Origin of the sequence: Coprococcus hominis (ex Arizal et al. 2022), assembly GCF_040094675.1 — a bacterium.
In the GTDB taxonomy this organism is placed as follows: domain Bacteria; phylum Bacillota; class Clostridia; order Lachnospirales; family Lachnospiraceae; genus Coprococcus_C; species Coprococcus_C hominis.
In genome coordinates this window covers 82,090-104,943 of record NZ_JBBNHG010000038.1, presented here as the reverse complement: position 1 = coordinate 104,943, position 22,854 = coordinate 82,090, and the positions used below count along the sequence as shown (strand labels likewise).

The 22,854-nt window shown below is 46.9% G+C and carries 19 protein-coding genes; all 19 read left to right on the top strand.

The window, feature by feature from the left end; translation table 11 throughout:
* Window positions 1-32 precede the first annotated feature (32 nt).
* The 19 genes from AAAT93_RS11795 to AAAT93_RS11705 all read left to right on the top strand — a co-directional run bounded on the left by AAAT93_RS11795 (window position 33) and on the right by AAAT93_RS11705 (window position 22,854).
* A complete protein-coding gene (locus AAAT93_RS11795; RefSeq protein WP_021984400.1) occupies window positions 33-533 on the top strand; it encodes a CarD family transcriptional regulator in 501 nt (166 codons plus the stop codon).
* A 75-nt stretch (window positions 534-608) separates the two neighbouring features.
* Entirely contained in the window at window positions 609-1,472 is an 864-nt protein-coding gene (gene fba, locus AAAT93_RS11790; RefSeq protein WP_117780290.1) for a class II fructose-1,6-bisphosphate aldolase, read from the top strand.
* Window positions 1,473-1,650: 178 nt separating this feature from the next.
* A complete protein-coding gene (locus tag AAAT93_RS11785) occupies window positions 1,651-3,225 on the top strand; it encodes a hypothetical protein (protein ID WP_021984398.1) in 1,575 nt (524 codons plus the stop codon).
* A complete protein-coding gene (locus tag AAAT93_RS11780) occupies window positions 3,225-3,938 on the top strand; it encodes a DUF6063 family protein (RefSeq protein ID WP_021984397.1) in 714 nt (237 codons plus the stop codon). The genes AAAT93_RS11785 and AAAT93_RS11780 overlap by 1 nt, the downstream gene beginning before the upstream one ends.
* The gene (locus AAAT93_RS11775; protein ID WP_227573445.1) at window positions 3,931-8,331 is read left to right on the top strand and encodes a hypothetical protein; all 4,401 of its coding nucleotides are present in this window, start codon (window positions 3,931-3,933) and stop codon (window positions 8,329-8,331) included. Before AAAT93_RS11780 ends, AAAT93_RS11775 begins: the two co-directional genes overlap by 8 nt.
* A gap of 23 nt (window positions 8,332-8,354) precedes the next feature.
* Window positions 8,355-9,233 (top strand): SPL family radical SAM protein, encoded by an 879-nt coding sequence (locus AAAT93_RS11770; RefSeq protein WP_021984395.1) that lies wholly within the window; start codon window positions 8,355-8,357, stop codon window positions 9,231-9,233.
* Between the two features lie 30 nt (window positions 9,234-9,263).
* Window positions 9,264-9,941, top strand: coding sequence for a hypothetical protein (locus AAAT93_RS11765; protein WP_117780293.1), 678 nt, complete (start codon window positions 9,264-9,266; stop codon window positions 9,939-9,941).
* 31 nt (window positions 9,942-9,972) lie between these two features.
* Window positions 9,973-10,233 carry a hypothetical protein gene (locus tag AAAT93_RS11760; RefSeq protein ID WP_021984393.1) on the top strand — a complete coding sequence of 87 codons (261 nt, stop codon included), beginning with the start codon at window positions 9,973-9,975 and terminating at the stop codon, window positions 10,231-10,233.
* A 34-nt stretch (window positions 10,234-10,267) separates the two neighbouring features.
* Window positions 10,268-11,440, top strand: a complete 1,173-nt coding sequence (locus AAAT93_RS11755) for an NAD(P)-dependent malic enzyme (protein ID WP_021984392.1) — start codon at window positions 10,268-10,270, stop codon at window positions 11,438-11,440.
* Window positions 11,441-11,470: 30 nt separating this feature from the next.
* Window positions 11,471-12,406, top strand: coding sequence for an AAA family ATPase (locus tag AAAT93_RS11750; protein ID WP_227573444.1), 936 nt, complete (start codon window positions 11,471-11,473; stop codon window positions 12,404-12,406).
* Between the two features lie 3 nt (window positions 12,407-12,409).
* The gene (locus AAAT93_RS11745) at window positions 12,410-13,450 is read left to right on the top strand and encodes a DUF58 domain-containing protein (RefSeq protein WP_227573443.1); all 1,041 of its coding nucleotides are present in this window, start codon (window positions 12,410-12,412) and stop codon (window positions 13,448-13,450) included.
* A gap of 8 nt (window positions 13,451-13,458) precedes the next feature.
* Window positions 13,459-15,795, top strand: a complete 2,337-nt coding sequence (locus AAAT93_RS11740) for a transglutaminase-like domain-containing protein (RefSeq protein ID WP_117780295.1) — start codon at window positions 13,459-13,461, stop codon at window positions 15,793-15,795.
* A gap of 183 nt (window positions 15,796-15,978) precedes the next feature.
* Entirely contained in the window at window positions 15,979-16,905 is a 927-nt protein-coding gene (gene cysK / locus AAAT93_RS11735; RefSeq protein ID WP_021984388.1) for a cysteine synthase A, read from the top strand.
* A gap of 12 nt (window positions 16,906-16,917) precedes the next feature.
* The gene (locus AAAT93_RS11730) at window positions 16,918-17,919 is read left to right on the top strand and encodes a sulfate ABC transporter substrate-binding protein (protein ID WP_117780296.1); all 1,002 of its coding nucleotides are present in this window, start codon (window positions 16,918-16,920) and stop codon (window positions 17,917-17,919) included.
* 19 nt (window positions 17,920-17,938) lie between these two features.
* The gene (cysT, locus tag AAAT93_RS11725) at window positions 17,939-18,775 is read left to right on the top strand and encodes a sulfate ABC transporter permease subunit CysT (RefSeq protein WP_021984386.1); all 837 of its coding nucleotides are present in this window, start codon (window positions 17,939-17,941) and stop codon (window positions 18,773-18,775) included.
* Between the two features lie 96 nt (window positions 18,776-18,871).
* The gene (locus AAAT93_RS11720) at window positions 18,872-19,741 is read left to right on the top strand and encodes a sulfate ABC transporter permease (RefSeq protein ID WP_117780297.1); all 870 of its coding nucleotides are present in this window, start codon (window positions 18,872-18,874) and stop codon (window positions 19,739-19,741) included.
* Between the two features lie 5 nt (window positions 19,742-19,746).
* Entirely contained in the window at window positions 19,747-20,808 is a 1,062-nt protein-coding gene (locus AAAT93_RS11715; protein WP_021984384.1) for an ABC transporter ATP-binding protein, read from the top strand.
* Between the two features lie 29 nt (window positions 20,809-20,837).
* Window positions 20,838-22,556 carry an adenylyl-sulfate reductase subunit alpha gene (locus tag AAAT93_RS11710; protein WP_227573442.1) on the top strand — a complete coding sequence of 573 codons (1,719 nt, stop codon included), beginning with the start codon at window positions 20,838-20,840 and terminating at the stop codon, window positions 22,554-22,556.
* Entirely contained in the window at window positions 22,540-22,854 is a 315-nt protein-coding gene (locus tag AAAT93_RS11705) for a 4Fe-4S dicluster domain-containing protein (RefSeq protein WP_021984382.1), read from the top strand. The genes AAAT93_RS11710 and AAAT93_RS11705 overlap by 17 nt, the downstream gene beginning before the upstream one ends.

Here is a 22,854-nt window from a genome sequence, read left to right as displayed (position 1 = left end):
AGAGGGTTTAATAGAAAGATGGAGGCGAGAGAGTGTTTCATGTAGGCGATTATATCGTATATGGAAGCAATGGTATATGCCGGGTGGAGGAGATCACACATCCGGATATAGCGGGAATTGATGAAGACAAATTGTATTATGTGTTAGTGCCGGAAAAGACAAGGGACAGTCGGTTGTTTTGCCCGACAGACAATAGCCGGGTTGTGCTTCGGAGTGTGATCACAGCCGATGAGGCGGCAGCTTTGATGGAAGAGGTCAAGGAAATCGAACCATTGCAGGTAGAGAGTGAGCGGATGCGGGATGACAGTTACAAAAAGGCAATGAAAAGCTGTGATCTGCGCCAGTGTGTCAAGGTAATCAAGGCACTTCTGATCCGGAAAGAAGAGCGTGAGTCACATGGCAAGAAAGTGACGGTAACTGATGAACGGTATATGAAGCTCGCCGAGGAGGGCTTATACAGTGAGCTTTCTCTGGTTATGGGAAAAGACCGGGAAGAAATCAAAGAGAAATTTTTAGATTATTGTAAGCAATAGTCTTTTATTTTTTCGGATAGTATAGTATAATATGCTTATCTAGGATAAAATTAAAGAAAAATGGAGGAATTACAAATGTTAGTTTCAGCTACAGAAATGTTGAAAAAGGCTAAAGCTGGTCATTATGCAGTTGGTCAGTTCAACATCAATAACCTTGAGTGGACAAAGTCAATTCTTTTAACAGCACAGGAATTAAACTCCCCAGTTATCCTTGGTGTATCTGAGGGTGCCGGAAAGTATATGACAGGATTCAAGACAGTTGCAGCTATGGTTAAGGCTATGGACGAGGAACTTGGAATCACAGTTCCAGTAGCACTTCATTTGGATCATGGAACATACGAAGGATGTTATAAGTGTATCAAGGCTGGTTTCACATCTATCATGTTTGATGGTTCTCACTATCCATTCGAAGAGAACCTTGCTAAGTCTACAGAGCTCGTAAACGTAGCTCATCAGCTTGGTCTTTCTATCGAGTGTGAAGTTGGTTCTATCGGTGGAGAAGAAGACGGCGTTGTAGGTATGGGTGAGTGTGCAGATCCTGAAGAATGTAAGACAATCGCTGATCTTGGCGTAGACATGCTTGCTGCAGGTATCGGTAATATCCATGGTAAGTATCCGGCAAACTGGAAGGGACTTTCTTTCGAGACATTGGATGCTATCCAGCAGAAGACAGGCATTATGCCTCTCGTACTTCACGGTGGTACAGGTATTCCTGCTGATATGATCAAGAAGGCAATTACACTTGGTGTATCTAAGATCAACGTAAATACAGAGTGTCAGCTTTCATTCCAGGAAGCTACAAGAAAGTACATTGAAGCTGGTAAGGATCTCGAGGGTAAGGGATTTGATCCACGTAAGCTCCTTGCACCTGGTGCAGAAGCTATCAAGGCAACAGTAAAAGAGAAGATGGAACTTTTCGGATCTGTTGGTAAGGCTTAATAAGTAACTTCTTTAAAAAAGACTAGATGCGAGTCGCTCTACATCATGTAGGGCGACTTTTTTCAACGTTTTTCTTCTGTATTTCTCTTGTTTCCTGTGTCTGCATGTATTATAATTATTATAATTATGCGGCAGTATGCCCATTTATGTAAACTACTGCCGAACCAGGAGAAAACGCATGGCTTTAAAACACGTAATGATCAACGATATAATTGCAGAACATAGTGCGCGGATGCAGAATCTGAAAAAGTACTATCCGTTTTTCGTGTTGAATGAGACGACTTTTACACAGTACAAGGAAGGTAAGTATGCGTTTTTAGATATGGGATATATCACGATGGCGTCCTTGCGGTTTTTCATCAATGAAAACAATTTCCACGAAAAGGACGTCACGTATGAAGAATATGAGGATTTCCTGCGGGAACTTCTGACGCGGGATTTCAAGCTGGAAGAGGAACTGGTAGAGCTGCGCGAACTGATCTCCTATATTTTTGATAAGATTAAAAATGACGGGCGGGCGTTTGAGTTTCATTTCTATGATCCGGAAGTGCGGGAAAACAAGGTCGCACGCGTGAAGCTGATTGACAGTCATATCGCGCAGGGGACGGTTTATTATACGATTACGCCAGAGGGCATTGAGTTCTATCTGGATACGAAGGAAATCAAAGACGAGAGCAAGATCAATGTATCCCAGTTGTTGCTTGAGAAGATGATCAATGCGAACAACTTCAAGGGCGGTATCGATGTGGTTCGTCGGATCAACAGTCAGGTGATCTCGCTGATTGAGCAGAAGGAGCAGGTCGTAAAGCTGCTTGGAGTGGATGTGTTCGAGGGTGCAAAGGCGTATGAACATTTCATGGACACGACGGCAAAGTGGTTTACCGAAGAGCAGAAATTATTTGTGAAGAACAAGGCGCTGGTCGATAAGGCGATTGAAAAGGCAGAGTTTGAACGCGATACCGATGGAGGTTCACCGACCCTGCATTCGAAGGCACTCTCGGAGATCAGCCAGTTGGAGACAGAGTTAAAGAAAACAATCTACAATCATAGCCGCCTGATCGGTGAGACAACCGAGCTGTCACAGTTGTCCGATCAGATCATCAACCGGGCGAAATTACGGAAATTAAGACCAGTCTTTGATTTTAAGCAGGCGTTAAATACGATCATGAAGCTGGATCAGCCGGATCTGCTGGCACATGTGCTGGAACCGCTGTTTGCGCCGCGGATGGATAAGTATTTCACGATGCGGAACATCGACAATATCCTGACGCTTCGAAGTGATGAGAAGCAGGAGACAGAGAAGATTGAAAAGCGGGAACTGACACCAGATTTCAAGTATGAGGACGAGATTCTGGAGGAGAAGATCGGACGAAACTTCGCCCACCTGTTCTACGAGCTCTGCGATCAGTTGAAGAAGTGGAATCGTGTTACCTTGAAGGAATACAATGGAATCCTTGAAATAAAATTTGGCGAGGAAATCTATACAAACCGCGATTACTATGCGTTCCTGGTACATTTATCCGGGAAGCGGTCGTATCGGGTTGATGAAATGCTCGAGAAGCAGGAAACGATGTTAGAAGAGATGGTCGTCGAACATCTGACAGAGGAAGAAAAGGAACGCATTCGAGATATTCGATTCACAATCACATTTGGAACGGATGAGGTAGAGATCAAACCACAGATGCAGGATATAGAAGCCGTCGAGCCGTTTGTGGTAACGGATATGAATTTTGAAAGGGAGGCAGCCGAGTAATGGAACAGCGAAATCTGGAAAAAGCATTGGATGTATATGCCGCGTTGATTACCGGGCAGGAAATCTCCAGAAGCAATCCGGACACACGGGATCTGTATGAAGAATTTTATGCAAATGCTGCTGTGTACGACATTGTAACCAAGATGATGAAAAAACTGAATTTGAATTTATATGAATATCAGGATGCGGTCTATCTGACTGCCGGTGAGGGAAACCGCGTGTTTGGATATACAAACGATGATATGAAGCGTCTGCTTGGGCTACGGTTAAACCGGGAGCTGTATATGGTATATTTTATCATGTACAATTTCCTGTTACTGTTCTATCAGGATTCCGCATCGTATCAGGTGAAGGAATATGTGCGGCTCGAAGATATTTTAGAGCAGGTAACAACGTATCTTGCGTCAATTACAAAGGATCTGTCTGTGTATTCCATGAGTGATGTGGAAGCGGACAGTTTCAAGTCACTGGCGCTTTTGTGGGATGAGCTTCCACTTGTGACTTCAGATGAGAAGGACAAGAACCGTGCCAGCCGTGCGTCCCGTACCGGATATGTGAAACTGACGTTTAATTTCTTACAGGAACAGAAATTATTTATCGCGGTGGAAGACCGCTATTATCCAACTGACCGTTTTCATGCGATCGTGGAGAACTATTTCGAGGAGTACAAAGGAAAAATCTACAAAGTACTGGGAGGAGAGACAAATGCCTAGTATCAACCGTATTCGTGTCAACAATGTAAAATATAATTTTGGAACGCAGTACTACGATGATTTTACCATGCGGATGTATGGAAAGAACACTTTGTACGATCTGGCAAATGGTGGTGGAAAGAGTGTGCTGATGCTGCTTTTGATGCAGAACATGATTCCAAACTGTACACTCGATGAGAAACAGCCGATTGAAAAGCTGTTTCGTACCGGAAATGGAAATACAACCATCCATTCTCTCGTCGAATGGAAGTTGGACGAGCAGGATCGCAAGGAAGGCTATCGCTATATGACGACGGGATTCTGCGCGCGCAAAGCGAAGGATGTCGAGGGCGAGACGGCGAAGAAGGATGTGGCAGCGATTGAGTATTTCAATTACTGTATTTTCTACCGGGAGTACAATAAAAATGATATTATCAATCTGCCGTTGTCGAAGGACAAAGAGCGCATCACGTTTCAGGGATTGCGGAATTATCTGAAAGAGTTAGAACATCGTGATATGTCACTGAAGGTCTGCATCTTTGACCGGAAGGGTGAATACCAGCGGTTTATCAGCGGATATGGTCTGCATGAGAGCCAGTGGGAGATCATCCGAGGAATCAATAAGACCGAGGGGCATGTGCGTACCTACTTCGAGACGAATTATAAGACGACGCGAAAGGTCGTGGAGGATCTGCTGATCGAGGGCATCATCGAGAAAGCGTATGCAGTAAAGACGATGCGTGACGGCGAGGATTCTGACACAATGGCGAAGATGCTCATGGATATCAAGGAGCAGCTTACGATCCTTGCTAAGAAGAAAAAGGATATTACAAGCTATGACCATCAGGCGGAGCTGATCGAGGTGCTGCGGGATAAAGTCGCGTCATTTATGAGTCTGTATCAGGAGCAGACGAATATGGAGAAGCTTCTGGCGGATATCTGCGTGACTGGAGAAGAGTTTGTAAAAAATGATGCCGAGACGCTGGAAAAGCTGGAGCAGACGCGCAATGGGAAGCGTGCGGCAAAGGACGACCAGAGAAAACGGATGGAATGCCTGAAGGTTGCACGGGATAAACGATATCTCGAACAGCTTTACGGACAGATTAAACAGGCGGAAAAACAGCTTGAAATGGAACAGAGCCGTCTGGAGACTGAGCAGGCGGAGTTCGCAAAAAAAGAGAGTATTAACGAGTATCTCGAATATGTGGATGACCGCAGGAAAAAGGATGAACTGGAGGCGTGGGTAAAGGCGCAGATGAATGCGTCAGCCTTTGATGAGACACAGTTATATACCTATGCCTATAATATAAAGATGCGCATGGATGTGCAGATGACGAACCTGCGCAACCAGATTGTAGCCGATACGGAAGAATTAAAGCGTGAGGTCGCAAAGCAGAAATATAATGAGAAGATGCTTGCTGAGATGCAGGTGCAGCAGGCAGTGTATGAGCATAGCAAGCAGGAGGCTGAGACGCAGATCCGGCAGTTATCCGAACAGCTTTCCGCAATCCGTATGGAGATGAATGAGATCCGGTTTACGAAAGTGGATGAGCAGCTTGCAGAGTCCAAAGAGTTACTGGCATCTTTGCAGGAACAGCAGACACAGGAGGAAGCGCTTGTCGCAGATTGCAGGAAACAGGAAGAAGCGCAGAAGGAACGGCTGATGCAGCTTCGCTTGCAGCAGGCAGAAAATGAGAAGCAGCTTGCGGAGCTTCTGACGAAGGAACAGGCATTTGAGGAAGCAGCAGAAAAACTGCATAAGATACAGACAATTTACGGGGCATCCGAGATGGAAGCACTGTCGGATGTGCTGGCAGATCGTATCCGTGATGCGGTGCTCAAGATAGAGGCACTGAAAAAGCAGGGTGTGGAATGCGCCAAGAATGCGGAGCGACTGGCGGAGGGCAGATTGATCGGAGTATCCGAGGCTGCCAAGAAGGTATTGGATTATATTGAGACACGGCATGGAAGTGCAGCTATGTACGGAATGGATTATGTATCGGCTCTGCCGGCGGACAAGCAGGCGGCGGTACTTTCAGCAAATCCACAGCTTGTTTATGGGATTGTGGCAGAGGACTACGATACCCTGGCAGAAGATCCGAATATCCGCACAATTGATACAGGCGAAGTTCCAGTCTATATTTACGACCGTGACCGGATGGAAGAGATGGCGATGCATCTCGGAGACAATGTGTTTGCGGTGTCGGCAACACCGGAGTATCTGCTGGATGCCGAGACGATCAGCACACTGGTCGCAAAGGAGCGGCAGCGGGAAAAAGAGATTGGCGATCAGCTTGCCATGCAGGAGGAGATGCTTTCTGCATACCGGGAGGATCAGGCATTTTTAATCCGTCTGTCTGACCGGGATCTGTTGGAGGCAGGAAAACGTCTGGCAGATGCAAGAAAGACGGCGACGGAATTAGAGACGCAGCTTACCGCATGCATGGATGAGCTCGAAATAATCCGCAAGAAGATTGCGGCATCGAAAGAAAAACAGGAAAATTGTAAGCAGGAATACGAAGCATGCATACAGGATGTGAACCGGTTATATACCGTGGAGCAGTTAACCTCTGTGATTGCTACACAGGAACAGCGGCAGGCAGAGGCAGAAAAGGCACTGGAGCGTCTGGAAGAACAGAAAGCATCGTTCGTGGCACAGGGCGGAGACAGCCGGCTTGATACAGAGCAAACAGAAGCGAAAATACGTTTCATGCAGGAACAGCTGGATACGCTTGTACGTGAATGGAAAGATAATTATGAGTCTTATTATAATGTCGATCAGGAATACGAAGTATTAACGATTTCGGATGAGGATTTACGGGCGAGATTCCGGACAATGGTTGATGAGAACCGCGGCGATATGCGTGCGATGGAAGATAAGCAGCTCGTGATCGCCACATTGCTTGCTTCGATGGAAAAATCCAGAAAATCAATCGAGCGCAGAGGTGTTGATTTTAAAGAACTGGCAGATCTGGAAAGCCGGAATCTGCTGTATTTCTCGGATGATGCGGTGCTTACCGTATGCCGGGAGAATATTGCACAGACGAAGGAACAGTTAAAGAAAGAGGAACGGCAGCTTTCCGAGATCCGCTCCAAAGCAGATAAGTTAGATGGAAGCATTCAATATGCAATCGAGAATATCCAGAATGGATATGGTTCTTACGAGGAAGTGGATGCAAGTGAGTCAGAGATCATTGCCAGTCTTGAAAGCGGGCAGACATTGCTGGCACGGCTGGAGGCGGAAGCAAAGGCGTGCGACGAAGAGTATCGTACCTATGAGAAACGGCAGCGGTATATGACAGATCTGTATAAGGATGTCAAGCGGATCGTAACGACACATGAGATCAGTCTGGAAGATGCGACACCGATGTTAGAGGATAAAGAGACATTACGGGAGATGTTTGAATCCCAGCTTATGAATTTCGACCGGACATGCAAACAGCTTGACCGTGCGAAAAATGAGCTGCTCAAATTTAAGGGCAATACGGCACAGGCGTTTGATGAGATGCATGCGTATGAGCTTGCGGGAACGATCCGGGACGATGTGCGGATTCCAGAGAATTATGCAGAGGCAAAGGCATTGGTGGACAATCTGGAGTCTATGGTTGGATATGTGCGTCTGGAACGTGACCGTGTGGAGAAGAGTCTGACCGATATGGAGGGGCTCAAAGCAAACTTCGAGGAGCAGTGCCTGCAACGGTGTTTGGATGTGCGGACGGAGCTGGATAAATTACCGAAGCTTTCCCGGATTATCATGGAGGATGAAGTGATCCAGATGGTAGGCTTACAGGTGCCATATGTGAAGGATGAGTTTTTGAAACAGCGGATGTCGGATTATGTAGACCGCATCGTGGCACAGGCAGATGATTATGAGCAGGATCGCGACCGGATGAAATTTATTCGGAACAGTTTGACTTTAAAGAAATTGTTCAGTGTGATTGTAACCGATATGAATGCGATCAAGCTGAGTCTGTATAAGCGGGAAAGAATCAAAGAACAGAGCCGTTATCTGAAATACGAGGAGGCCGTTGGAAGTACCGGACAGTCGCAGGGTATTTATATCCAATTCCTGATTTCCATCATCAATTACATTTCCGGTATGTACCGGATTGGAAATGAGGATACAGGAACAAAGACGATCTTTATTGATAACCCGTTTGGTGCGGCGAAGGATGTGTATATTTGGGAGCCGATCTTCGCATTGCTTGCGGCAAATCATGTACAGCTGATCGTGCCGGCACGTGGGGCAACACCAGCAATCACCGGACGATTCGATGTCAATTATATTTTAGGACAACAGATGGCAGGCGGAAAGCAGCTGACCGTAGTTGTCGATTATACAAGCAAAGTCGAGCAGGAGGAACTTGTTTATCAGGATCTTGAATATGAACAGGTGAGCTTCGATTTTATATAGTAGGGAAAGACAGAGGATAAGTTATGCATTACAAGGAAGTAAAAGCAATTTTATCTCCGCAGAATGGTCTGAATATCTATCGGGGATGCAGTTATTCGTGTGTGTTCTGCGATGCACGCAGTACCTGCCACCGGATGGATCACGAATTTGAAGATATCGAGGTAAAAGCCCATGCTGTGGATATGCTGGAGTATGCATTGAAGAAAAAGCGGACAAGGAGCATGATACAGATCGGTTCTTCGTCGGAGCCGTATATTCCGCTCGAAGAGGAATTGCAACTGGTGCGGCGGTGTCTGAACCAGATCGAGCGGTTTGATTTTGGATTGGTATTACATACACATTCAATGCTTGCACTGCGGGATATTGATATCTTAGATAAGATCAACCGTAAGACCAAATGCATCGTGATCGTGCGGCTGAGTACCTATGATGATTCGCTCGCGAAAAAGTTAGAGCCTGGAACGTCGCTTCCATCAGAGCGGTTTTCGCTGATGCAGCAGCTCACGGAGCGGGGCATCACAGTGATCGTCAACCTGGCACCAATCCTGCCGTTTATCAATGATGACATGGAGAACATACAGGGGTTGTTGTCGTACTGTGTGAAAGCGGGCGTATATGGAATCCTGACGGACAAAATGTGTCCGGTTTTAAGAGAGGGAAACCGGGAGCGGTTTTATCAGCAGCTCTATAAGAATTTCCCGGATATCTACGATCAGTATGAGGCAGTTTACGCAGACGAGAAGACATTGAAGACAAAAAATTATACCGAGATTATGGCGTGCATCCGTGAGACCTGCGAGGCGCATGGAATCCAGTATGATAAGGAAGAACTGCTTCGGTTCACGCGGGAGTATAAGAATAAGACGATTGGAACACAGCTCAGTTTGTTTGACATGATGTAAAAATGGTAGATATATGAGGAGATGGAGAAGATGAGTAAGAGCAAAAAAGAAAGACAACAGGAAAAAAAGGAGCTGAGACAGGCACAGGAGAAGGCGCAGCCAAAACAGCCGCAGGCAGAGAAAAAGCCAGAACCGAAACCAGTAGAAGCAAAGAACGCGCAGCCGGAGACAGCCGCAGATGTGAAGATGAATTTCTATTCCGGCATGTCTATGATCATGACGATTATGGCAGCTGCTTCCGCAGTGGTTGCGATGATTGTAGCAGCAAGAGGATTTTATTATATTCTGCAGACTCTGTATGATGAGACTCAGACCGATATCGTGCTTTTGAGCGATAATCTGGTTGCGGCGGATTTCAGTCCATCGATCCGCATCTTTCTGTATGTGATGGGACTGCTGATGGCGGTACAAGTGGTGTTATCTCTGGTAGGTACGGTAACAGCAATCAATCCAAAGAAGAAACCACTCTTCCCAATCTCCGTTGCGATGACGATACTGGCGGTAGCAACACTGGTGCTTTATTTGATTGGACATTCGAAGACCGGAGATATCGCCAATATGTTCTCCAGAGTGGAGATGCATAAGCAGATCGGACTTTATACGATTTACCTGTATGTGCTGATTGCAAATCTGGTTTGTGCAGTGGTAAATCTGTTTGGACAGATGTATGGTTTGAAGTTGTATAAAAAGACAGGCAGTACCTGTTAGTAAAATAGAAAAAGTGTAGGAGGGTATGAAAATGGCATTTAAGGATTTTGTAAAGACAGTGAAGAGTGAAGCTGGTGACGCAGTGGAGGTTACAAAGCTGAAAGCAAAGATCAGCAAGGAAAAGGCAAATATCAAGGAGACATATGAGGCAATCGGTGAGATCTTCTACAATAAGGTAAAAGAGGGTGCGCAGATGGATCCGGAATTTTCGCCGTTGGTAGAGAAGATTGACGCTGCAAAAGAGTCAATCAAAAACTGCAATGACGAAATTGATCATGTAAAGATGAACTAAAATAAATGAAATAAGAAAGCCGAGGGAAACAAAGATGGACTATAATCAGATGAGCTTGAAGATGCATGAAGAAAATCACGGAAAGCTGGAGGTTGTCTCCAAGGTCGCAATCAATGACCGCGATGACTTAAGCACCGCTTATACACCAGGTGTTGCAGAGCCATGCCGTAAGATTCATGCGAATCCGGCTGACGTATACAAATATACCTGCAAGGCAAATACCGTTGCTGTTGTATCCGATGGTACGGCTGTACTTGGACTTGGCGACATCGGACCGGAGGCTGCGATTCCAGTTATGGAAGGAAAGTCTGTGCTGTTCAAACGGTTTGCAGGCGTGGATGCATTTCCAATCTGTCTGGATACAAAAGATGTCGATGAGATCGTGGAAACAGTAAAGCGGATCGCACCGGTATTCGGTGGTATCAATCTGGAGGATATTTCTGCTCCACGTTGTTTTGAGATTGAGAGCCGTCTGAAGGAAGAGCTGGATATTCCGGTATTCCATGATGATCAGCATGGTACAGCGATTGTTGTATCGGCAGGATTGATCAATGCATTGAAGCTGGTTGGAAAGCCATTTGATAAGGCAAATGTTGTGATCAATGGAGCTGGTTCCGCAGGTATTTCTATCTGCAAGCTGTTGCTCGCACTCGGTATCGGGAATGTTGTACTGGTCGATAAAAACGGAGCACTTTGTCCGGGTGAGGACTGGATGAATCCGGCACAAGCAGCGATGGCAGAGGTGACAAATAAAGATAAGCAGACTGGGGCGCTTGCTGAGATCATGAAGGGCAAGGATGTCTTTATCGGTGTGTCTGCACCGAATATTGTAACTGCAGAGATGGTCGCATCGATGGCAAACGATCCAATCGTATTCGCAATGGCAAATCCAACACCGGAGATCATGCCAGAGGAAGCAAAGAAGGGCGGCGTGCGCGTGATGGCAACCGGTCGTTCTGATTATCCAAACCAGATCAACAACGTGCTTGTATTCCCTGGTATTTTCCGTGGTGCGCTGGATGCGAAGGCAAAGGCAATCACAGAGGAGATGAAGATTGCGGCAGCCAAGGCAATTGCTTCGATCGTAACAGATGAGGAATTAAATGAGGAGTATATCATTCCGGGTGCTTTTGATGAGAGAGTGGCAAAGGTCGTTGCCAAGGCAGTATCGGATGAGGCAAAGAAGCTCGGAATCGTAAAGGAATAAGATAGTTGTAAAGATGCGGGAGGTGTGCAGATGGACGGAATGAGTCAGAAGCTCGAACAGGTGCAGGCGGAAGTAAATAAAGTGATCAAGGGCAAGGAGGATGTTGTAAAGAAGGTTCTTGCTGCCGTGATTGCAGGCGGACATATTCTGATGGAGGATATTCCGGGTGTAGGTAAGACGACGCTTGCAACAACCTTTGCAAAGAGTATGTCAATGCACTATAAGCGTGTGCAGTTTACGCCGGATGTACTGCCGAGTGATATCCTGGGATTTTCCATGTATAACTCTGCCACCAAGGAGTTTGAATACCGGGAAGGTGCGGTATTTACGAATCTGTTCTTAGCGGATGAGATTAACCGAACCTCGCCGAAGACACAGTCCGCATTGCTTGAAGTTATGGAAGAAAAAACGGCGACGGTTGACGGTGTGACCCGGCCGTTGCCAGATCCATTTGTCGTAATCGCAACAGAGAATCCATATGGTTCTTCTGGTACGCAGATGCTGCCGGAATCCCAGCTTGACCGTTTTATGGTGTGTTTGTCCATGGGGTATCCAAGTCATGCAGATGCAGTGGCAATTCTGAAAGGAAATGCAGGGAAACCACTTTCGAAGGTGCAGGAAGTCATCTCGATGGAAGAGGTGCTTGCGTTGCGTGCGATGACAAATGATCTCTATGTGAAAGATGAAATCTATGAGTATATTGTAAATCTGGTGGAGGCAACCCGGACGATGGAGATCTTTTCGATGGGTGCCAGCCCGCGAGGTACGATCGCACTTTTGCGTATGGCAAAGGCAATGGCAGTGATCGACGGCAGAGATTATGTCTGTGCCAAGGATGTGCAGGATGTAGCGCGTGATGTATTAGGACATCGAGTGAAGCTGTCAGCACGTGGAAAGGCACAGGGTATCACAATGCAGCAGGCGATCGGAATGGTGATCGCAAATGTTACAGCACCGAGGGTATAAGGATTGGCAGAATATATTGTTCGGATAATTGGATATGGGTTATTGCTCTTTGTAAATGGGATGATCTACTATTTTCTGCATAGCCAGTTTTATTTTCTGGTGCTTGTGCTGATGGTGGCTGGACCAATCCTTTCCGCAATGTCGGTGTGGGTATTGCGGCATTATTTGCAGGTAGAGATTCATCATGCGCAGGATTCCTATGGGGTACAGGGGGAGACTGCGTATTTTACGATACAGATCAAAAATCCAACGTGGTTTGTCTCGCTGGATACGAAGCTGATCGTAAATGTGGAGAACACTCTGATGGAGACGATCGGGCAACAGGTATTTTCCGTGCCGGTACATGCGGGAAAAGGATATACCCTTACGCTTCCGGTTGTGGCGACGTATCCGGGACTGTTAAAGATCAGTGTGTCACGTGTGTATATCAAAGATCTGATGGGATTTTTTCGATTGAAGAAAAACGTGGAGCAGACGGCGGAGCTTAGTATCCTGCCGCGGGCTGTGACGGATATCGCATATGAAAAGACGGCACTTGAACAGGGCATGTTGGAGAGCGAGGAAAGCTCAAAACGGGGCAATGATTTCTCTGACGTGCAGGAAGTCCGGGAGTATATTCCGGGCGATAAGCTGATGAGTATCCATTGGAAGCTGTCGGCAAAGCGGGATATCCTGATGGTGAAGGATCGCGTGAGTATGTCGGATCACCAGCTTGTGATCGTGCCGGAGCTTTTTATCGATCAACCGGTGAATCTGGCGGCGATTCTGACGATGACGTATTCCGTGATTCTGGAACTGATACAGGAGCAGACGACCGTGCGGCTTTTGTATTGGAGTACAAACCGCTATGAATATGAAGATGTGAGGATTGATTATAAGGAAGAACTAGATGCGGCGTTTGCCCGTTTGTATTATGAGAAGGCATATAAGAATCCGAGTGAAGCGGCAGATCATATGGCACTGGTGTACCCGGAAATGCATGCATATCTGCATGTATTTAGTGATGGACAGGGTGCGCAGATGCAGGTGCGGGAAAATGAGTAGGTTATAATATGGCAAAAAAGAAACATGCAGATACAATTGAATCGATGGAACTGTGCGAGGGTGTGTACCTGCAGGAGGAATTCTTCGAGAAGAAGGAAAACCGGGTGCTTACTCTGTTGTTGAAGGGCTTCATTGTCTATCTTCTTTCGATGGGAAGTATCGGTTTTTATCTGACGGCATTTGACATTTCGTTTCATGTCGGGCTTTGCCATGCTTTGATTTTACTGACATCGCTTGGCTGTGCAATGTTGTATTACCGATTGATGGTGGAAAACCTCGGTTATCTGTTTTTGTTTGTCACCTTTGCATTTCTGGTATTTACATTCCGCGATTACATCAACAGTGGATTTTATGCGATCGTGAACATCACGGTCGATAATGCAGCCCAGTATTTCGATGTGGATATTCAGAGGTTATATGAGGAGAAAATTGGCAACCGGTATGTGACAGTCACGTTTGTGGCACTCTTTATCGGTATTGTGCTTGACATCTTATTAAATGTCTATATTTCCCGACGGATGCAGTATGTGACGGCAATCGTGATTATCATGTGTCTGAATCTGATTCCGCTTTATCTGACGATGGAGCCGGATCTGTTGTATGTGCTTATGATGCTTGCCGGTGTGGCTATGGCGATTATATTTAAGGCGGGAAAGCATTACAGTCCGCAGGTATCAGTCAAGCGGAGCAATGCACAGTTTCAGGTGCAGGGAAAAAAGAAAAAAGAGGTTGCCTATGTCTATGACGTGAAAGCAATGGTGCAGGCAGGGGTACTGGCGGTAGTTACTGCAATACTGGTCGTGACGGCGGCAAGCAGCTTTCGCCCGAAGGAGTCATTTAATGTCGGATACACCGGAAACAAATATAAAGATCTGACAATGGCGGCGATGTCGACGTTACTGGTCGACGGTTTTGAGGGCTTGTATCACAGAACTGGTACCAACGGCGGTGTTGGAGGTGGAAAGCTGGGAGAGGTTTCTACGGTTTATCTGGATAACCAGACCGATCTGGTTGTGAAGATGGCACCATATACATCAAACCGGATCTACCTGAAATCTTTTACTGGCGTCCGATATAACCCATATGCGAACGAGTGGACACCGATGAGTGAAATCCGGAATTATGATGGCATGGACACGAGTGCGGAGGTAAGATCGCTGAAAGAACAATACGAGGAGAACCGTGAGGGCAGTGCCAAAGCAACGATGGAGATTCAGTGTGTGGGTGTGTATCCTCAGTTGTATCAGCCGTATTATACTGCGGACGCAGAAGCGATACGGAACGGTTATACGATCACCTATTATCCGCGTGTGGCAGGAAACCGTGCATCCGTGACGTCAGAGTCTGTGGCGTATAATGATATGGATCTGTATGTGCCGGAGGAGAATTTAGAGGCGGTGTCACAGGTTGCATCGGAGCTTGGAACAATCGGAACGACAGATCATGTGATCGAGGAACTGAAAAATTATTATCAGGAGAATTATCCGTATACCGTCCGTCCGGGAAAGACACCAAAGAAAAAGGATTTTGTCAACTATTTCCTGTTGGAAAATAAGAAAGGCTATTGTTCTTATTTTGCAAGTGCGGCGGTGCTGATCTTCCGATACATGGGAATTCCGGCACGGTATGTGGAAGGTTATGCGATTGATTACGATCAGATATTAAGTGGCGAGCTGGTCGATGGCGCGGATTATGCAGATTATTATGATGGCTATTCTGAGATTGGTGAGACTGCATATGTAAAAGTGGATGTGACTGATGCCGATGCACATGCATGGGTGGAGGTGTACGATCCGGTAATCGGCTGGTATCCGGTGGATGTGACACCGTCGTCAAGCGACGATGAGGATATCACGAATTTCTGGGATGAGTTTGCAGATTTCATGGGCGGCGACGAAAGTGGTTCCGATACGGTTACAGAGAATGGAAATGCACTGACGATTCCGGACAATCTGATGCGGAATATCGTGTATGGACTGGCTGTGATCGCTGCTGGATTTGTTGTATTTCTGCTTGGAAAACAGTTTGTACTATGGATGTTATTCTATATCCGATTTGCCAAAGCTTCCTATAATGATAAGCTGATCTTATATTACAGCCGGATGGTGAAACGTTACGAGAAACGGCATACGGAGTTTGCAACATGTAAAAACTATGAGAATCAAATCCAATATATGCTTACCCATATGGCACAGGGAGAGGCGAGAACAGAGTTGGAACCGCAAGCCGGAACAGTAATTGAAATCTTGAACATCGCGGGCTTCTCGAATCAGTCCGTGGAAGAAGCAACCTATAAAAAGACGCAGGAATATCTGAAGAAACTGCGGCGGGCAGCAGAAAAATAGACATGCAGGAAATTGCATGTCTGTTTTTTTCTAAATTTTTCTAATTTTCCTTTGAAAACCTATTGACTTTGTAGGAATTGAGTAGTAATATCTTCTCAACGAATGCATACTATTCCTACTAAATAGGTATGAAATGTAGGAAATGGCAAAAATAGAAACGAAAAAGAAAAGGAGAAAACAAAGATGAAGATTGCAAAACAGTTAACCGAATTGATTGGAAATACTCCGCTTCTGGAGCTTACAAATTACGAGAAGGAGCAGGACTTAAAGGCAAAGATCGTAGTCAAGCTTGAGTACTTCAACCCACTTGGAAGTGTGAAGGATCGTGTCGCAAATGCGATGATCGAGCAGGGAATCAAGGATGGCAAGATCAATCAGGATACGATCATCATTGAGCCGACAAGCGGTAACACCGGAATCGGTCTTGCATTTGTATGTGCGGCAAAGGGACTGCATCTGATCCTGACAATGCCGGATACGATGAGCGTGGAGCGTCGGAAGATCGTAGGTGCACTTGGCGCAGAAATTGTCCTGACACCTGGACGCGATGGCATGAAGGGAGCAATCGCCAAGGCAGAGAGTCTGAAGGAGGAATATGGAAATGCATTTATTCCACAGCAGTTTGAGAATGCTGCAAATCCAGCCATCCATAAGGCAACGACAGCACAGGAGATCTGGAATGATACAGACGGACAGGTTGACATCTTCGTATCAGCCGTAGGTACAGGCGGAACCGTAACAGGAACCGGACTTGGGCTGAAAGAGAAAAATCCGGATGTGAAGGTGGTTGCAGTAGAGCCTGCAAGCTCCCCGGTTCTTTCCGGAGGAAAGCCGGGTCCACATAAGATTCAGGGTATCGGTGCCGGATTCGTACCAGATGTGCTTCGTATGGATATCTTAGATGAGATCATCCCGGTAGAAAACGATGCAGCATTTGAGACATCCAGAGATGTAGCAAGAACCGATGGCGTACTCGTTGGTATCTCTTCCGGAGCTGCACTGTTCGCTGCAACCGAGCTTGCAAAGCGTCCGGAGAATGAAGGAAAGACAATCGTTGTATTGCTTCCGGATACCGGGGAGAGATATTTATCAACTTCACTCTTTGTATAAAAAAGGAACATTATGAAGAAAAAACTGATGCTCGGACTCCTTGCATTTGCGCTCCTTCTGACCGGATGCGGAAAGCAGGAGGACGGGACAATCCGAATTACAAATGTGTCATATGATCCGACGCGGGAATTCTATGAAGCATATAATCAGATGTTCGAGGAACATTATCAGGATACATATGGCGAGACTGTGGAGGTTATCCAGTCGCATGGTGGTTCCGGTGCACAGGCGCGATCCGTCGTGGAGGGCTGTAATGCGGATGTTGTAACACTCGCACTCGAACATGATATTACACTGATCCAGAATACCGGATTGATCGATGCGGGATGGAAAGAGGAATTCAGCGATGATTCCTCTCCATATACATCGACCATCGTATTCCTTGTAAGAAAGGGTAACCCGAAGCAGATTCAGGATTGGAATGATCTGATCCGTGAGGATGTGGAGGTTATTACGCCCGACCCGAAGAGCAGCGGTGGCGCGTGCTGGAATTTCTTGGCTGCTTTAAGCTATGCGAAGACGGTAAATAAGGAAGAATCTGGGCAACAGGATTTCATGCGGAAGTTATACAGCCGGGTTTCTGTGATGGATTCCGGTGCCAGAGGCGCTACAACGACCTTCGTAGAGAACAAAAAGGGCGATGTGCTTGTGGCATGGGAGAATGAGGCAATCACAATCCAGAATTCTTATGCCGGTGAATATGAGATCATCAATCCTTCCGTCAGTATACTGGCACAGCCGAGTGTGGCAATCGTCGATGACAATGCAGATGCCAACGGCACGCAGGAAGTAAGCAGGCAGTATCTTGAATATCTGTACAGTGATGAGGCACAACGGTTGATCGGAACCTATGGATATCGTCCGGCCGATGCAGAAATCCTGAAGGAATATGCAGATAAATTTGAACTGACTATCGATCTGTGGAGTATCGATGACTTTGGCGGATGGGACAACGCCTATGAAACGTATTTCGATGATGGTGCATTGTTCGATCAGATCTATAACCATTCGTAGAGGAAAGAGTACAAAAGCGATGAAGAAAGCAAAAAAGACGCGTGTGATTCCGGGATATCATCTGACATTTGGAATCGTAATTACATTATTATCCCTGATCGTACTGATCCCGCTTGCATCGGTGCTTGTCTATGCACTGAAGCTTTCGCCGGGGGAGTGGTTCCGGCTTATCATGAAGGAAAATGTGAGAAATGCATTTCTGACAAGTGTTGGATGTTCCTTCCTGGCAGCTGTGATCAATACCGTGTTTGGATTGATCCTTGCATGGACACTTGTCAAATATGAGTTTCCGGGGAAGAAGCTGTTAGATGGATTCATCGAGCTGCCGTTTGCGCTTCCGACTGCGGTTGCAGGTATCACGCTTTCAAAGCTTTTTACGGACAGTGGATTTTACGGGAAGATATTCGCGAAGCTTGGAATCCGGATCGCTTATACGAAGGCAGGACTTGTGATTGCTCTGATCTTTGTCGGAATCCCGTTTGTTGTGCGGGCGGTGCAGCCGGTATTAGAGAAGATGGACGGACAGTATGAGGAAGCAGCATTCATGCTTGGCGCAAGCCGCAGGAAAACATTTCTTGCTGTGATCCTTCCGGAGTTACGACCGGCACTGCTGACCGGATTCGGGCTGGCATTCGCCAGAGGCATCGGAGAGTACGGAAGTGTCATCTACATATCGGGAAACAGCGCGAAGGACAAGACGCAGGTCATCTCGTATGTGATCATGCAGAAGCTTGGAATGATCGATTATGAGAGCGCCACAGCGATTGCACTGCTGATGTTAATTATATCGTTTGTATTGTTGTTATTTATCAATATCGTTCAGGCGAGACAATCTGCCAGAACGAATCTGCTTTAATTAGTGTCCATGGGACGAAGTCCCATATTAGGATGACGCTGACAATCTGCCGCCGAACGGATGTGAGGGGCGATACATTAGGAAGGAGGAACCAGCATGAGTGAAAATGAGAAATTAGAGCGAAGCAGACGCCGGACAAAAATCATACTGATCACAATTACGGTACTGTTTATCGTGTTGATGCTGGTTGTGCCATTACTTTCTGTAATCGTCAATTCCCTGCGGGAGGGATTCACATTTTACATTGAGTCAATCTCGACAGAATATGTGCGTCACTCGCTACTTGTGACGCTGCTTGCAACCGGCATTGCGGTTGTAGTGAATACGATATTCGGAATCTGCGCCGCATGGCTGCTCACGAAGTTTTCCTTCCGGGGCAAACAGATTCTTGCAACTTTGATTGATATCCCATTTTCGATATCGCCGGTCATCGTAGGACTTGCCTACCTGATGACCTTCGGCAGACTTGGATGGTTCTACCCGGTGCTCCGGGCGTTTAATCAGCATTTTGGAACGGATGTGAGAATCGCATTTGCAATTCCGGGCGTAGTGCTCGCCACAGTATTTGTCACATTTCCGTTTGTCTCAAGAGAAATCATCCCGGTATTAAATGTACAGGGAAAGGATGAGGAAGAAGCCGCTGCACTGATGGGCGCAAAGGGATTCACGATATTTCGAAAGATCACATTCCCACATATGAAATGGGGACTGATCTACGGCATCATCCTCTGTACGGTGCGGGCACTGGGAGAGTTCGGTGCGGTGAATGCGCTCTCGAAGACGAGAGGCGAGACATTCACCCTGCCGCTTGAGATCGATGCCCTGTATATGTCAGGCACGAAGACCTCGATCACCGCGGCATTTGCGGTATCTTCGATTCTTGTGATCTTAGCGATCATCTTACTGATCGCAAGAAATATTATCGAGCATAGAGGAAAAGAGAAGGAGCCGAAAGGAACAAGGTAGAGACTATGTATGTGGAAATGAAAAATATCTATAAAAAATATGGTGATTTCCTTGCATCGGACAATGTGAGCTTCGGCGTCGAGAAAGGAAAGCTGGTCGCTCTGCTTGGACCATCCGGAAGCGGAAAGACAACACTTCTTCGGATGATCGCAGGACTGGAGAATCCAAATGAAGGTGATATATTTATTGACGGCAAACGCGTCAATGATATCCCGGCGTCAAAACGTGGAATCGGATTCGTATTTCAAAGCTATGCGCTGTTTCGTTATATGACGGTATATGAAAATGTAGCATTTGGATTGGAGCTTCAGAAGATGCCGAAGAAACAGATTAAGGAACGTGTGACCGAGCTGTTATCGCTGACCGGACTTGCCGGCATGGAGAAGCGGTATCCGAATCAGCTATCCGGTGGACAGCGGCAGCGGGTGGCATTCGCCAGAGCATTAGCTCCGAATCCACAGGTACTGTTGTTGGACGAACCATTTGCAGCGATTGACGCGAAGGTGCGGACCGAGCTTCGGACATGGTTAAAAGAGATGGTTACAAAGCTTGGTATCACAAGTATCTTCGTCACACATGATCAGGATGAGGCGGTCGAGGTTGCGGATGAGATTATCATCACGAACCACGGCGTGGTTGAGCAGATGGGAACACCGCTAGAGATCTACAAATCCCCGGATACCCCATTTGTGGCACAGTTTATCGGACGGTCATCTGTAGTGGAAGATTATGACCGGCTGAAAGGATTTGAACGAATCCCACATGCAGACAAGGCGGTGATCCGGCCGGAGTTCGTGAAGATCTCGAAGAGTGGAAAGCTCGATCAGTATATCAGTGCTGCGGAGCTTGGGACGGTCAAGGAAGTGATCTTCAAGGGAAACCGCATGGATGTGGTTGTGGATATCAACGGAATTGAGTTAACCGGTGAGCGGTCGCTCGAAAAAGATCTCGTATCCGTCGGGGAGACGGTACATGTGCTGATCTACCGGTTATATGTATTTGATGAAGAAAAGACGTATTTGTTAGAGAATAAAGAGATGCAGGAGCAGGATGTATTCTACATCTAGTGCAAAGGAAAACTGGAAGGGAGTCGCTTATGAATATCGAGAACACAGAGCTTCTTCATACGGACGTGCTGATCATCGGTGGCGGAACCGCCGGATGCTATGCGGCACTTACCGTAAGGGAGAATTCCGATTACAAGATCATCATAGCGGAAAAGGCGAACATCAAGCGGAGCGGATGCTTAGCTGCCGGTGTCAACGCAATCAATGCTTATATTGTGAAGGGCAGAAAGCCGGAAGATTATGTGGACTACGCGAAGAAGGACGCGGACAACATCGTACGGGAGGATCTGCTGCTCACAATGTCCGAGGGGTTGAACCGTGTGACGGCGAAGATGGAACAGCTTGGACTGGTCATCTTAAAAGATGAAGATGGAGAGTACGTCGCCAGAGGCAACCGGAACATCAAGATTAACGGTGAGAACATGAAACCGCTTCTCGCATCGGCAGTGGAAGCGCTTCCGGATGTCACGATCTTAAACCGGGTGAATATCACTGATTACTTAATCGAAGATAATGAGATCAAAGGTGCGATTGGATTTTCCATCGAAGAGCACAAAGCCTATGTGATCCGGGCGAAGAAAGTGCTTTGTGCAACCGGTGGTGCGGCTGGCCTGTACCGACCGAACAATCCGGGATTTTCGAGACATAAGATGTGGTACCCGCCATTTAATACCGGAGCGGGATTCGCGATGGGGATCCTCGGTGGTGCCGAGATGACAACGTTCGAGATGCGGTTTATTGCCCTTCGTTGTAAGGACACGATCGCACCGACCGGAACGATCGCACAGGGCGTTGGCGCGAAACAGGTAAATTCCCTTGGCGAGGTCTATGAGACAAAATACGGACTGACAACTTCCGAGCGTGTGTATGGCACGGTGATGGAGAATTTGCAGGGCAGAGGTCCTTGTTATCTTCGTACCGAAGGTATTTCAGAGGAACAGAACGAATCGCTGAAAAAGGCGTATCTGAACATGGCACCGAGTCAGACGCTGAAATGGCTAGAATCCGGCAGGAAGCCGAGTGAGCAGAATGTTGAGATCGAAGGAACCGAGCCGTATATCGTAGGCGGACATACCGCGAGTGGCTACTGGGTTGACACGAACCGCCAGACGACAATCAACGGATTATATGCAGCCGGGGATGTGGCAGGTGGCTGCCCGCAGAAATATGTGACAGGCGCGATGGTCGAGGGCGAGATCGCGGCGAAGCATATCGTGCAGATGCTCGACGAGCAGGAAAGTGCTTCGGATGAGAGATTTGAAGTTGAGACACTTGATGCAAAGCTTCAGACGGTTGTGGATGATAAGATCACCGAATACAGTCATTACCTGAACAATCCATCCGGGATGTTTACAACAGAGGCACTTGAGGAAGCGATGCAGAAGGTCATGGATAATTACGCAGGCGGAATCTCCACCCATTATCAGTTCAACGCGAAGCAGTTAGAACTGGCAAAACAGAAGATCAGGCAGCTACAGGAACTTCTGTCAGATGTGAAAGCGGACGATATGCATGAGCTGATGTTTGTCTATGAGCTGCGGGAGCGATTGGTTGTATGCTTATCCGTGATCGCACATCTCGAAGCGAGAAAAGAGACACGCTGGCACAGCTTCGCAGAGAATCTGGATTATCCGGAAAAGAGCGATGCGTGGTTAAAATATGTAAACTCCAGATACGAGGACGGCGAGATTAAAATCATCTTCCGTGACTTAGTAGGAAGGGAGGACGTCTATGAGCATCTTTATTGATAAAGAAAAATGTAAGAAATGTGGTAAATGTGCAGCCGTCTGTCCAGGCAGCCTGATCGGCAAAAATCCGGATGGAACCGCATGCATGCGCTACCCGAAAGACTGCTGGGGCTGTTCTTCGTGCATCAAGGAATGCAAGTTCGGGGCGATCGCCTTATACCTTGGCGCAGACATTGGCGGCATGGGAAGTAAGATGACCGTGAATGCAGAGGACGGCAAACTTTATTGGAACATCGAGAAACGGGATGGCACAACCGAACAGGTTGTGATCAACCAGAAGGAATCGAACAAGTATTAG